Source organism: Leisingera aquimarina DSM 24565, assembly GCF_000473165.1.
GTDB lineage: Bacteria > Pseudomonadota > Alphaproteobacteria > Rhodobacterales > Rhodobacteraceae > Leisingera > Leisingera aquimarina.
Genome location: NZ_KI421504.1, coordinates 372,554 through 386,134, shown reverse-complemented (window position 1 = coordinate 386,134; position 13,581 = coordinate 372,554). Strand labels below are relative to the sequence as shown.

12 protein-coding genes are annotated in these 13,581 nt (G+C 60.1%); 8 read left to right on the top strand and 4 right to left on the bottom strand.

Going from position 1 to position 13,581, the window contains the following annotated elements:
• Positions 1 to 111 precede the first annotated feature (111 nt).
• On the top strand, positions 112 to 768 hold the full coding sequence (locus AQUI_RS0105740) for a helix-turn-helix domain-containing protein (protein WP_051371995.1): 657 nt from the start codon (positions 112 to 114) through the stop codon (positions 766 to 768).
• Positions 769 to 1,073: 305 nt separating this feature from the next.
• Here the strand turns inward: AQUI_RS0105740 and AQUI_RS0105735 are convergent, their stop codons facing one another.
• The 4 genes from AQUI_RS0105735 to AQUI_RS0105720 form a co-directional block, all read right to left on the bottom strand.
• Positions 1,074 to 2,117: a heme-dependent oxidative N-demethylase family protein gene (locus tag AQUI_RS0105735; protein ID WP_027256645.1), complete on the bottom strand. Its 1,044-nt coding sequence runs from the start codon at positions 2,115 to 2,117 to the stop codon at positions 1,074 to 1,076.
• Between the two features lie 10 nt (positions 2,118 to 2,127).
• Positions 2,128 to 3,093: a PDR/VanB family oxidoreductase gene (locus AQUI_RS0105730; RefSeq protein WP_027256644.1), complete on the bottom strand. Its 966-nt coding sequence runs from the start codon at positions 3,091 to 3,093 to the stop codon at positions 2,128 to 2,130.
• A complete protein-coding gene (locus tag AQUI_RS0105725) occupies positions 3,090 to 3,701 on the bottom strand; it encodes a dimethylamine monooxygenase subunit DmmA family protein (RefSeq protein ID WP_027256643.1) in 612 nt (203 codons plus the stop codon). Before AQUI_RS0105725 ends, AQUI_RS0105730 begins: the two co-directional genes overlap by 4 nt.
• Before the next feature lie 72 nt (positions 3,702 to 3,773).
• Complete coding sequence (locus AQUI_RS0105720; RefSeq protein ID WP_027256642.1) at positions 3,774 to 4,919, bottom strand: aminomethyl transferase family protein; 1,146 nt, start codon at positions 4,917 to 4,919, stop codon at positions 3,774 to 3,776.
• Positions 4,920 to 5,473: 554 nt separating this feature from the next.
• Here AQUI_RS0105720 and AQUI_RS0105715 point away from each other — a divergent pair.
• The 7 genes from AQUI_RS0105715 (at position 5,474) to AQUI_RS0105685 (ending at position 13,522) form a co-directional block, all read left to right on the top strand.
• Entirely contained in the window at positions 5,474 to 6,847 is a 1,374-nt protein-coding gene (locus AQUI_RS0105715; RefSeq protein ID WP_027256641.1) for an ammonium transporter, read from the top strand.
• 11 nt (positions 6,848 to 6,858) lie between these two features.
• Complete coding sequence (locus tag AQUI_RS0105710) at positions 6,859 to 7,074, top strand: hypothetical protein (RefSeq protein WP_027256640.1); 216 nt, start codon at positions 6,859 to 6,861, stop codon at positions 7,072 to 7,074.
• A gap of 134 nt (positions 7,075 to 7,208) precedes the next feature.
• Entirely contained in the window at positions 7,209 to 8,105 is an 897-nt protein-coding gene (locus AQUI_RS0105705; RefSeq protein WP_027256639.1) for a class II glutamine amidotransferase, read from the top strand.
• A gap of 1 nt (position 8,106) precedes the next feature.
• Entirely contained in the window at positions 8,107 to 8,790 is a 684-nt protein-coding gene (locus AQUI_RS0105700; protein ID WP_027256638.1) for a GltB/FmdC/FwdC-like GXGXG domain-containing protein, read from the top strand.
• Positions 8,791 to 8,809: 19 nt separating this feature from the next.
• Positions 8,810 to 10,141 (top strand): FMN-binding glutamate synthase family protein, encoded by a 1,332-nt coding sequence (locus tag AQUI_RS0105695; protein ID WP_027256637.1) that lies wholly within the window; start codon positions 8,810 to 8,812, stop codon positions 10,139 to 10,141.
• 73 nt (positions 10,142 to 10,214) lie between these two features.
• Complete coding sequence (gene glnT, locus AQUI_RS0105690) at positions 10,215 to 11,546, top strand: type III glutamate--ammonia ligase (RefSeq protein WP_027256636.1); 1,332 nt, start codon at positions 10,215 to 10,217, stop codon at positions 11,544 to 11,546.
• Between the two features lie 299 nt (positions 11,547 to 11,845).
• Positions 11,846 to 13,522 carry a formate--tetrahydrofolate ligase gene (locus tag AQUI_RS0105685; RefSeq protein WP_027256635.1) on the top strand — a complete coding sequence of 559 codons (1,677 nt, stop codon included), beginning with the start codon at positions 11,846 to 11,848 and terminating at the stop codon, positions 13,520 to 13,522.
• Positions 13,523 to 13,581 lie beyond the last annotated feature (59 nt).

Here is a 13,581-nt window from a genome sequence, read left to right as displayed (position 1 = left end):
AAGTGGTAATGCCAGTAAAATAATTTTCGCGTGGTTTCTTGCGTCCGGAAAAGATTTTACGTATCGCCCGCTGCGCGCTTGTCAGAAGCCGTCCATAAGGAAGATAACACAGTGGCTAAACCCAAAGACGATAGCGACGCAGTGGCAAATAACCTTTCTCAAGATCCGCACCGGGTCCGCGACGGCGCGGAAAAAGTTCTCGAAGTGGCCATTGGCCGCGAGGTCCGGTCGTTCCGGCGCCAGCAGGGGATCACTGTGGCCGATCTGGCCACGCTGACCGGGCTGTCGATCGGAATGCTGTCAAAGATCGAGAACGGCAATACATCCCCGTCTCTGACTACGCTGCAATTGCTGGCCAACGCGCTGAGCGTTCCGATCACGTCTTTCTTCCGCCGTTTTGAAGAAACCCGCGAAGCGGTGCATACCAGGTCGGGTGAAGGCGTCGAGACCGAGCGTGCTGGAACGCGGGCGGGCCATCAGTATCAGTTGCTGGGGCATCTGGGTGCCAATGCCTCGGGTGTATTGGTGGAGCCTTACATGATCTCCCTGACCGAAGAGTCGGATGTCTTCCCGACCTTCCAGCATGATGGCGTTGAAATGCTCTATATGCTGGAAGGTGAGGTGGATTACCGGCATGGCGACAAGGTCTTTCCGTTGAAGCCTGGAGACACGCTGTTTTTTGATGCCGACGCGCCGCATGGGCCGGAACAGCTGATCAAGCTGCCCGCACGCTATCTGTCAATCATTTCGTATCCGCAGTCGAGCTGAGCCGCAGCCGGAGCGCTCCCGCCTGCTGCGGAACACCTGAAGATGTCCCTGCACAGTTGGGCGTGGCGCCGCGCGATGCGCGGCCCGGTTGCGTTCTGGAGCTGATGTTGCCGAAACTGCCCGCAGCGCGCTGCCCGGCCCAACGCTGCGCAAGGGTAGGCGGAGCCTGCCTTCTGCTGCAGGGGCGGGAGTGCAACACCACTTATCTCTAGACAAAAAGAAACTGCCGGGCCAGAGGCGGCGGCAGTCAGTGAGGCGGGCCTGATTGACAGGGGGTAGGGACGGCCCGCCGGAAGCTTTCGGAATCAGTCGTCTGCCCAGATACCATCCGAGGTCGGGCTGCCATCGTCGAACTGCGACAGGTATTCCACCATCAGCGGGCGGTTGTCGATGAAGCCTTTGTAAGTGGCCAGTTCCTCGGGCAGGTCGCGGATCACCCGGTGCAGGCGGCGGGCCCATTTCGGCACTGTGACCAGATCCTCAAACCGGATCAGGTAGCAGCGGATCGGGAACACCAGCGCATTGGAGCGGGGTAGTCGGAAGAAGGTCTGCAGCTCGACCCGCAGGTGCTGCTTTTCGCCGATGTTCTCCATCGTCAGCCCCTGCTTCATGGTGCCCCATTTGTGGTAGTTCTCAGGCGAGGTGTCGAGCAGCGGATTGACGGTCATCGTCCAATTCAGGCGCCGGGCCGGCTGGCCCTGCTGAATGTTCAACAGGAACTTCAGCGCGCGCACAAAGATGCCCATTTCGTTCGCCTTGGGCACCGGAGCGTGCCATTCAAAGAAATTCATGCCGATGTCGAAATCGAGGCTCCAGTCCGCCTGGGTGGTGACCATGCCGGCGTCCATCCACAGGTTGTCGTCGCGCTGGTCCAGTACCGCAAAGTCGCCCTGGGTCTGACGGGTAATGTATTCCATCGGACCGTATGGCAGGGTGCTTTCGTCGAGGAAGGTGAAGGTATCGTCAATGCCCAGCGGTTTGTTCACCCAGCGCCAGCGGTTGCCGTCCTTATGCAGTTCGAACAGATCCGGGTATTCGGCCGCCTTGGCCTCCATGATCAGCTCGACCAGGTCCCAGCCGGCCAGTGTCATATGCGGCAGTGACTGACAGCGCAGCGGGTCGTTGGCCAGCACGCGGGCACGGTCCTTCATTTCCGCGACATAATGTTCGTCCACGTCAAAGGTGCGTTCGAACACCGAGCCTGGCCGGTAAGATTTATGCGGCTCCATGTTCACCGAATACATGTAGCTGTCTTCGTGGAACGGGAAGGGGAAACGTTTGATGGCCCAGTCCGAGTTCTTGAAGGTGAAATCGCCGTAGAAGGTTTCGTCGTTGAATTGAATGGTCATTTTCTTTTCCTCAGCGATCCAGAACCAGGGTCTTGCCCTCGAAACGTGAGACGCAGGGCATGATGTGTTTGCCGCCGGCCTTTTGTTCGTCGTCGAGCCAGTGATCGTAGTGCAGAAACTTGCCATCATAACCGACGACATTGGTTTCGCACTGGCCGCAGGCACCGCCGCGGCAGAGATAGGGGGCGTCAACGCCCGCTGCTTCGATGGCTTCGAGCAGTGACTGATGTTCGCCGACCTGGATCACCTTGCCTGAGACCGCCAGCTTTACCTCAAACGGCTTGCCGGAGGCCGGGGCCAGGAATTCCTCGGAGTGCACCGCCTCACGCGGCCATCCCATGTCCTCGGCGGTGCCGTGTACCCAGTTGATCATGCCCTTGGGGCCGCAGACATACACATGGGTGCCCAGTGGCTGAGTGGCGATCAGGGTATTGAGGTCGATCGCCTCGTCCTGGTCGTCATGATAGATATGCACCTTGCCCGGATATTTTGCTTTCAGCTCCTCGGCGTAGGTGCCAAGCGAGGCGTTGCGCACCGAGTAGTGCAGCTCGAACTGGCCCCCCATCATGGTGAGCTGATGCATTTGCGCCATGAAAGGCGTGATGCCGATGCCGCCGGCCAGCATCAGGTGTTTCTTGGCGCGCAGATCCAGCGAGAACAGATTCACAGGGTTGGAGATCACCATCTCCATGCCCTCTTTCACCTGGCTGTGCATGAATTTGGAGCCGCCGCGGCCTTCGTCATCGCGCCGCACGGAGATGGTATAGGCGCCGCGGTCGGCCGGGTTGGACATCAGCGAATAGGCATTGAGCCGGGTGATATCGCCGTCCTGCATCTCGACCACGGTATGGGCGCCGCCCGAAAAGGTGGGCAGGTCGCCGCCGCCGGTGCGGACAAATTTGAATCGGGTGACGAGATCGTTGATCGGTTTGACTTCAGCCACGGTGACATTCAGTTTTGCGGTGCCAGCACTCATTTGAACAGCTCCACTTTTTTGGGGATGTTGCCCGGATCCTCGGCATCTACCCGCACCCCCTGGAAGGCCGCAAGGCGGCGCGAATAGTGATCGCGCACGAACAGGCTGAGGCCGCAGTGGCTGCATTCAAAGGGGTCGGTGGTGACGTCCTCGGTGATGCCCTTGCAGTGCACGCATTGCATGCGGCGTGCGGTGGAGCCGCGGTGCTCAGTCTGGATCGCGGTATGCGGAATGCCGGCCGCGGTGGCCTCGGCCATGGCCTGGCCCATCAGGCTTTCGGTGCCGGTCAGATAGACCTGGGTGCCCATATGGCAGTCCTGCAGGGCGCGGCGGATGCGGCTTTGCGCGGCTTCATAGGAGGGACCGGCGTAATACTGGCCAGCACCCAGCTTTTCCAGCTGGCTGCTGTATTTGGTGCCGGTGTTCTTGGGGATATAGATGACGTGGGCCTTGGCCCAGAAATCCTTGTCTGTGGCTTTGGCCAGGTCAAGGATCGCCTCTGCACCTTCGGCGTCGGCAATCATCAGGTGGCCGCTGCCGGGACGGGCCTCAAGCTCGCCATAGACGGGGCGGCTATTGATGGAAGGGGGGAATACGGTCTTAGACATGTGGGTCGCTTTTCCTGCAGTCCGGGTGAACGAAAGCAGGCGCCCCCAACCGGGGGGCGCCCGGGATCCGGATCAGCCCTTTGCGGTGCGGATCGATTTGTCCTTGTCGTAGAAGGGCATTTCTTCGGCGGTGGCGGCAATCTCGATGCCATCACCATTGCGGACTGTCAGCTCGGTGCCCGGCTTGGCGCAGGCCACCGGCATCCGGGCAATTCCCACGTTGTGCTTGTTGACGTCGGAATACATCCCGTAAGTGACAACGCCGACTTTTTCGCCGTTTTGCAGCAGGTCTGCGCCTTCGTCCGCTGGGGTGGTGCCTTCCAGCACGACACCGTAGATCTTGAACCGCTCCTTGCCTTCAGCGGCATAGTGGTTTTCGGCGCCGATGAAGCCTGTCTTGCCCGGAGAAACAGTGAACTCCAGTCCCAGCTCCCACAGGGTGTCGCCGCAGGTTTCGTCGTTGAACGGATAGGTCTCGGAGTTGTCGCCCGGGTAAAACAGCAGGTAGCTTTCGGTGCGCAGCAGGTCGAGCGTCGAGAACTGCACCGGCACGATGCCCAAGCCTTTGCCCTCTTTCAGGATGCTGTCCCACAGGTGAACCGCGTCCTTGGCCTGGCAGAAGATCTCATAGCCGCGCTCGCCGGTGTAGCCGGTGCGCGAGATCATCACGGGGCAGCCGAACAGCTTGGTCTGGATAATGCCGAAATAGGCCAGATCGCGGATGCCTGGGACGTATTCGGCCAGGAAATCCACTGCGACGGGGCCCTGCAGCGACATGTCGTGCAGATTGTCGTCGAAGATCACCGAGCAGTTCTTGCCCGCTGCAACGGTATTCAGCTGCTCCATGCCGGTGCCGGTGCCATGCACAACCATCCAGCTGTTCACCGACAGGCGGTAGATGATGCAATCGTCCACGAATTTGCCCTGATCGTTGAGGATCGAGGCGTAGGTGGAGCGGCCCGGCATGATCTTTTCGACGTTGCGGGTGGTGACCCGGTCGATGACCTGGGCTGCGTGTTCACCCACGACGTGGACTTTCTTGAGGCCCGACACGTCCATCAGGCCCGCTTTGGTGCGGACCGCCTCATAGTCGGCCTTGGCGCGTTCGGGTGTGTGGTCATAGAACCAGGCGGTTCCCATGCCGTTCCAATCTTCCAGCTCGCCGCCGATTTCTTTGTGCCGCTGTGCCAGTGCTGAGGTCCGCCAGATAATGGCCATCGTCTGTGTCTCCCTGAATAGTGGTGGACCAAATTTCTTGATTTGGTTCCATTGGTCCGGTCCAGTTAGCCAAAAGAGGGGGCGCTGTGTCAACGATTATTCCTAGCAGGAAAAAGATTTTGCTTAAAAGGCCGATTTCGGACGGGTTTGCGGCATCGGCTGGCCGGAAATGGTCTTTTCGGGAGGCTGCTTGTGGTTGAGACAGCCGCAGAGTGCCCCGTTTCAGGGGAGAATCGCCCCTTCCGGTGCCGGAGATTCGCTTGATTCTGTCGCAAATCCACGATTGATCCACGCCTTTGCCTAAAGCCTGGGGTCTGGGGAGAAGCTGGGAGGGGGATGCGGGCAGAACGCCTTAAGCCCTTGGGAGGGTGGGCTTTAGGCTGCCCGCAGGAGTGGAGTAAAGGCGTTTGGATGGCAGTTTGAGCTTTTCTGGGGGTGAACAAACTTTCACATGATTATTGACAGCTTGGCCTCCTGAGACACAATAATAAATGAAAATAATATTCCCAAGAGGCAAAAAAGCCCGGGAGAACTGCCAACAGGAGGGCAAAACATTGGATGGAAATCTGAACGCGTTAACAACGGTGTTCACCGAGTTCTACTACTGGGTGACCGTTGTCTTCATGTTCCTCATACACGTGGGGTTCTGTATGTATGAGGTCGGCGCCAGCCGCCACCGCAACCACATGCATACATTAATGAAGAACATCATGATCATTCCGCTGGTCACGGTGACATTCTTCTTCTTCGGCTGGTGGATCTACTGGGCCTTTCCCAGCTTCCCGTTCTTCGGGGGCTTAAATCACGACGCAGGTGCCGCAAACCTGCCGTGGTCGCAGAACATGGGCACCAACCTCTCGGACCGGATCACCGGTGTGTTCTGGGCAGCGTTCCTGCTGTTTTCCTGGACCGCAGCCTCGATCGTGTCAGGGGCTGTGATCGAACGGATCCGCTCGTCCGCCTTGTGGCTGCACGCGGTGATGATTGGCTCGGTGTTCTGGATCATCGACGCGGCCTGGGGCTGGCATGCCGAGGGCTGGATGGTGAAATACCTTGGCTATCACGACGCCTATGCGTCCGGAGTGATCCACGCGATTGCCGGCGGTTATGCGCTGGGCGTGATCATGGTGCTGGGTCCGCGGATCGGCAAGTTTGCCGCCGACGGCACGCCGCGGGACATTCCGCCGCATAACCCTTGGATGCTGACCATCGGGATTTTCCTGATCTATTCAGGGTTCTGGGGCTTTTACGCGGCTTGCAACATTCCGGTAATCTCGCCCGAGGGTATCGGCGGCCTGCTGACCGGTGAAACCTGGACGGCCACCAATATCTATCTGGCGCCGACCTCGCTGTCTGCGATCACCTTCAACTTCCTGATGTCTCTATCCGGCGGTCTGATGGCAGCATATGTGGTGTCCAAGGGCGATGCGTTCTGGACGTTCTCCGGCGGTCTGGCCGGAATCATCACCGCATCTGCGGGCAATGACCTGTATCACCCGATCCAGGCGATGCTGGTTGGTGCTGTTGGCGTCGTGATCGTTTACAAGCTGCACTATTGGGTCGAGCGTACCTTCAAGATCGACGATGCGGTTGGCGCAGTTGCCGTGCACGGTTATTCGGGCATCGTGGGTCTGATCCTCGCCGGTTTCCTGCTGTGGGGCGCGCCGAGCTCGCCGTATGAGGGCTATGCCACCGTCAACCCGGTTGGCCAGACCATCGGCGCCGTGATCATGTTCTTCGTGCTCGGCTTCCTGCCTGCCTTTGTGATTTCCAAAATCCAGGCGGCGATGGGGGTTCTGCGCATCCCGGTTGAGGTCGAACTGCAAGGTCTCGATTACGCCGAACACCATGCCTACGAAGACGCGAAAGCCGCAATCATTGAAGCCGACAAGGCTGCGCTGGACGGCGGCAGTGTTCCAGCTGAATAAGGAGAACTAAAATGTCTACGATCGGTTACGACAGCTGGGCGGTGGACCTGGCAGAGGTTGGGGCAGTGTATCCTTTCCAAGGATCCGAAGGGCTGATGGTTGTCCTGGGCGTGATCTTCTGGATTGGCTGGCACCGGATCCAATTTGTTCGCGAAGGCGCACATCTGGAAAAGGCTAAGCGCATTGGAGATAGGGATAAAATAAACTCCTTGCTCGAAAAATACTGACCTGAGTGCATCGAGAGGCGCGCCAGTGCGGTGCGCCTCATTTTTACTTGTTAGGAAAAAAAGTTTCACAAGAGTTGAACGGCAGATCGCAAACTGCTAGCGTTGATTCGAGATGAAAAGCAGGAGGCTTACCCATGTGCGGGATTGTCGGTCTTTTTCTAAAAGACAAATCACTTGAGCCGAAATTAGGCGATATGCTCACCGATATGCTCATCACTATGACGGACCGCGGTCCGGACAGCGCGGGCATTGCAATCTACGGATCCGAGGCGGACGGGCGCACCAAGCTCACCGTTCAGTCCGATGCGCCGGAGGAAGCCTTTGACGGGCTGGACGGCGCGCTTGCCGAAGCGCTGAGCACCGATGTGTCGATCCGGGTGATCGATACCCACGCGGTGCTGGATGTGCCCGCGGGCAAGGCAGAGGAGGCCCGCAGCGCGCTGGCCGAGCTGCGTCCTGGCATGCGCGTCATGAGCGCAGGCGATGCCATCGAGATCTACAAGGAGGTGGGTCTGCCCGAGAAAGTTGCCGAGCGTTTCGACGTGCGCGGCATGGGCGGCACCCATGGCATCGGCCACACCCGTATGGCCACCGAATCCGCTGTGACCACCGAAGGCGCGCATCCGTTCTCCACCGGGTCGGACCAGTGCCTGGTGCACAACGGCTCGCTGTCGAACCACAACTCTCTGCGCCGCAAGCTGCGCCGTGACGGGGTGCGGATCGAAAGCCAGAACGACACCGAAGTCGGTGCGGCCTATCTGACCTGGAAGATGCAGAACGGCGCCACCCTCGGCGAAGCGCTGGAAGGCACGCTGGAAGACCTTGACGGCTTCTTCAACTTCGTGGTGGGCACCAAGGACGGCTTTGGCGTGGTCCGCGACCCGATTGCCTGCAAGCCGGCCGTGATGGCAGAAACCGACCAGTATGTGGCGTTCGGCAGCGAATACCGCGCGCTGGTGAACCTGCCGGGCATCGAAGACGCCAAGGTCTGGGAGCCCGAACCCGCAACCGTTTACTTCTGGAACCACTAAGATGCAGACATATGATCTTGAAGCAAATGGCCTGCGCGGTCTGAACTCGGCCCTGCAGGAACAGAATGGCGGCACCAACAAAACCGCCTGGGAAATTGTGAATGCCAAGGGCAGCCATGCGATTGCCGTGGGTCTGAACTCGCCGATTGAAGTCACTGTCAAAGGGTCCACCGGTTACTACTGCGCCGGCATGAACCAGCAGGCGACCGTCAAGGTCGAAGGCTCGGTCGGCCCTGGTGTGGCGGAGAACATGATGTCCGGCACCGTGATCGTCGAAGGCGACGCCAGCCAGTATGCCGGCGCCACCGGCCATGGCGGGTTACTGGTGATCAAGGGCAACGCGTCCTCGCGCTGCGGCATCTCGATGAAAGGCATCGACATTGTCGTGCATGGCAACATTGGCCACATGTGTGCCTTCATGGGGCAGTCCGGTAATCTGGTTGTGCTCGGTGACGCCGGTGATGCGCTGGGCGACAGCTGCTACGAGGCGCGGTTTTTTGTGCGCGGTTCGGTCAAGAGCCTGGGCGCCGACTGCATCGAAAAGGAGATGCGGCCGGAGCACATAGAGATCCTGAAGGATCTGCTGGCCCGCGCCGGCGCAGACGCCAAGCCGGAGGAGTTCAAGCGCTACGGCTCCGCCCGTCAGCTCTACAACTTCGATGTCGATAACGCGCAAGCGTACTAAGGACAGGGATCAAAAAGATATGGATAGCAATAACATCCCCCGTACGGTCCCGATCCAGTCGGCGACTTTCTCCAATCCGATCAACGCGGAAATCCGCCGCGCGGCAGCTACCGGAATCTATGACATCCGCGGCGGTGGCGCCAAGCGCAAGGTGCCGCATTTCGATGATCTGCTGTTCCTTGGCGCCTCGATCTCGCGCTACCCGCTGGAGGGCTACCGCGAGAAATGCGAGACCAAGGTGACCCTTGGCACCCGCTTTGCCAAAAAACCGATTGAGCTGGATATTCCGGTTACCATCGCAGGCATGAGCTTTGGCGCGCTGTCCGGTCCGGCCAAGGAGGCTCTTGGCCGCGGTGCGTCCGCTGCCGGGACCTCGACCACCACTGGTGACGGCGGCATGACCCCGGAAGAGCGCGGCCATTCCAGCAAGCTGGTCTACCAGTACCTGCCGTCGCGTTACGGCATGAACCCGGACGATCTGCGCAAAGCGGATGCGATTGAAGTTGTGGTCGGCCAGGGCGCCAAGCCCGGCGGCGGCGGCATGCTGTTGGGCCAGAAAATTTCGGACCGGGTTGCGGAAATGCGGACCCTGCCGAAAGGCATCGACCAGCGTTCCGCCTGCCGCCACCCGGACTGGACCGGCCCGGATGACCTGGAAATCAAGATCCTGGAACTGCGCGAGATCACCGATTGGCAGGTGCCGATTTACATCAAGGTCGGCGGCACCCGCCCCTATTACGACACCGCGCTGGCGGTAAAGGCCGGGGCTGACGTTGTGGTTTTGGACGGCATGCAGGGCGGCACCGCCGCAACCCAGGACGTATTCATCGAACATGTCGGTCTGCCGACACTGGCCTGTATCCGACCCGCCGTGCAGGCGCTGCAGGATCTGGGCGTGCACCGCGAAGTGCAGCTGGTCGTCTCCGGCGGCATCCGCACTGGCGCAGATGTGGCCAAGGCAATGGCGCTGGGCGCTGACGCGGTGGCCATCGGCACCGCAGCGCTGATCGCGCTGGGCGACAACGATCCGAAATGGGAGAGCGAGTACCAGAAGCTGGGCACCACCACTGGCGCCTATGACGACTGGCACGAAGGTATGGACCCGGCGGGTATCACCACCCAGGATCCCGAGCTGATGAAGCGCGTCGATCCGGTTGAAGCCGGCCGCCGCCTGCGCAATTATCTCAAGGTAATGACGCTGGAAGCGCAAACCATTGCGCGCGCTTGCGGCCACAACCATTTGCACAACCTCGAGCCTGAGGATCTGTGCGCCCTGACAATGGAGGCCGCCGCCATGGCGCGTGTGCCTCTGGCCGGTACCGACTGGTATCCTGGCAAAGCAGGGTTCTGATGATTGGCAGGTGCGGCCAGGCAATGGCCGCGCCTTTTTCAAAACACGTTCAACAGGGAAAGGGAGTGGGACCATGACGACAGATCTGGCTGCTTTCGCAAAAGAAAAAGGCGTTAAGTATTTCATGATCTCCTTCACCGACTTGTTCGGTGGCCAGCGCGCCAAACTGGTGCCGGCGCGGGCGATCGCAGATATGCAGGAAGACGGCGCAGGATTTGCCGGTTTCGCCACATGGCTTGACCTGACACCGGCGCATCCCGACATGCTGGCGGTGCCGGATCCCGACGCCGTGATCCAACTGCCTTGGAACAAGGAAATCGCCTGGGTTCCAGGCAATTGCGTGATGGAGGGCGAAGACGTCGCCCAAGCGCCGCGCAACGTGCTGCGCCGTCTGATCAAGGAGGCCGCGGACGAAGGCCTGCATGTGAAAACCGGCATTGAGGCCGAATTCTTCCTGCTGACACCCGACGGCGAGGAAATTTCGGACCCCTTCGATAACGCTGAAAAGCCGTGCTACGATCAGCAGGCGATGATGCGCCGCTTGGATGTGATCCGGGAAATCAGCGATTACATGCTGGAACTGGGCTGGGGCGCGTATCAGAATGATCATGAGGACGCCAACGGCCAGTGGGAAATGAACTGGGATTTCGATGATGCCCTGGCGACCGCTGACAAACACAGCTTCTTCAAATTCATGGCAAAATCGGTGGCGGAAAAGCACGGCTTCCGTGCGACTTTCATGCCGAAACCGGTAGAGGGCCTTACCGGCAACGGCTGCCATGCGCATATCTCGGTCTGGGACGCGCCGGGCGCGGATTCGCGCAACAACGTCTTTGCCGCAGACAAAGGTACAGGTGATATCGCCGAGCTGGGTCTGTCCGAACAGGGTGGCTGGTTCCTGGGCGGCATCATGAAGCACGCATCAGCCCTGGCGGCGATCACCAATCCGACGGTGAATTCCTACAAGCGAATCAACGCGCCGCGCACCATGTCGGGTGCCACCTGGGCGCCGAACACTGTCACCTGGACCGGCAACAACCGTACCCACATGGTGCGCGTCCCGGGCCCTGGCCGGTTTGAGCTGCGCCTGCCTGACGGTGCGGTGAACCCCTACCTGCTGCAGGCGGTGATCATTGCAGCCGGCCTCTCGGGTGTGCGCGCCAAGGCGGATCCCGGCCCGCGCCATGACATCGACATGTACGCCGAAGGCCACACCATCACCGACGCGCCGAAGCTGCCGCTCAACATGCTGGATGCACTGCGGTTCTACGACAAGGACGACGGCCTGAAGGCGATGATGGGCGAGGAATTTTCCGCTGCTTATCTGAAGATGAAGCAGCAGGAGTGGAACTCTTTCGTCAATCATTTCTCCCGCTGGGAAAAGGACAACACGCTGGATATCTGATCCCGGCAGTGATTCCCCCGTCTGGCCTTCGGGCCGGACCCTGCACGGCCCGGGCATTGCCCGGGCCCTTTTTGTTTGCGGCAGCGCTTGCCGCATATGCGCCGTTTTCACCCGGGGTGAAATTCCGTCAGTTTCCGATGGGCGCCCGAAACACTGGGAATGCCCTGTTTTTCAGGCAAATATAGCCAAGAAAGTGTTGACGTGCAGGAAAATAATTTGAGTAATAGGAATATATAGCGCCCCGCTAGGGCACCCGCCGCGGGATTTCTGCCAGAACAGACGGCAAAAGGGAGATAGCCATGAGCTACAAGAGTGACATCGAGATTGCGCGTGAAGCGCAGAAGAAGCCGATCCAAGAGATTGGTGCGAAGATCGGGATTTCGGACAGCGATCTGCTGCCCTACGGCCACGACAAGGCAAAGGTGTCTCAGTCCTTCATCAACTCGGTGCAGGGCAAAGAAGACGGCAAGCTGATCCTGGTGACTGCGATCAACCCGACTCCTGCGGGCGAAGGCAAGACCACCACCACCGTGGGTCTGGGCGACGGTCTGAACCGGATCGGCAAGAACGCGATGATCTGTATCCGCGAGGCGTCCTTGGGCCCGAACTTCGGCATGAAGGGCGGCGCGGCCGGCGGCGGTTATGCGCAAGTGGTGCCGATGGAGGAAATGAACCTCCACTTCACCGGCGACTTCCACGCCATCACCTCGGCGCATTCGCTGCTGTCGGCAATGATCGACAATCACATCTACTGGGGCAATGAGTGCGAGATCGACACCCGCCGCGTCGCATGGCGCCGTGTGGTCGACATGAACGACCGCGCCCTGCGCACCATCACCGCGTCCCTGGGCGGCGTCTCCAACGGGTTCCCGCGCGAAGCCGGTTTTGACATCACCGTGGCCTCGGAAGTGATGGCGATCCTGTGCCTCGCGAACGACCTCAAGGACCTGGAAAAACGCCTGGGCGACATCATCGTGGCCTACCGCCGCGACAAGACTCCGGTCTACTGCCGCGACATCAAGGCAGAGGGCGCAATGACCGTTCTGCTGAAGGACGCGATGCAGCCGAACCTGGTGCAGACCCTGGAAAACAACCCGGCGTTTGTGCATGGCGGCCCGTTTGCCAACATCGCCCACGGCTGCAACTCGGTTATTGCCACCAAGACCGCGCTGAAAGTCGCTGACTATGTGGTGACTGAGGCAGGCTTTGGCGCCGATCTGGGTGCCGAGAAGTTCATGAACATCAAATGCCGCAAGGCAGGCATTGCTCCTTCGGCAGTGGTTCTGGTTGCCACCGTGCGGGCGATGAAAATGAACGGCGGCGTGGCCAAGGCGGACCTCGGCGCCGAGAACGTCGACGCGGTCAACGCAGGCTGTGCCAACCTCGGCCGCCACATCGAGAACATCAAATCCTTCGGGGTGCCGGTGGTGGTTGCGATCAACCACTTTGTCACCGACACTGATGCCGAAGTGGACGCTGTCAAAGCCTACGCCGCCACCCATGGCGTCGAGGCGGTTCTGTCGCGCCACTGGGAGCTGGGCTCGGAAGGTTCTGCTCCGCTGGCCGAGAAGGTTGTGGAAATCGTCGATGCAGGCCAGGCCAACTTTGCGCCGATCTACCCGGACGAGATGTCGCTGTTCGACAAGATCGACACCATCGCCAAGCGCATCTACCGCGCCGACGAGGTGCTGGCGGACAACAAGATCCGCAACCAGCTGAAGGAATGGGAAGATGCGGGCTACGGCAACCTGCCGGTCTGCATGGCGAAGACCCAGTATTCCTTCTCGACCGACCCGTCCCTGCGCGGCGCACCCACCGGCCATTCGGTTCCGGTGCGTGAGGTCCGCCTGTCAGCGGGTGCCGGCTTCATCGTCGCGGTCTGCGGCGAGATCATGACCATGCCGGGCCTGCCGCGCAAACCGGCGTCGGAAACCATCCGTCTGAATGACGACGGCCAGATCGAAGGCTTGTTCTAAACGGCGATATGCGACATNCACGGCCCGGGACCCATCCTGGGCCGTGAGAGTTTTAAGAC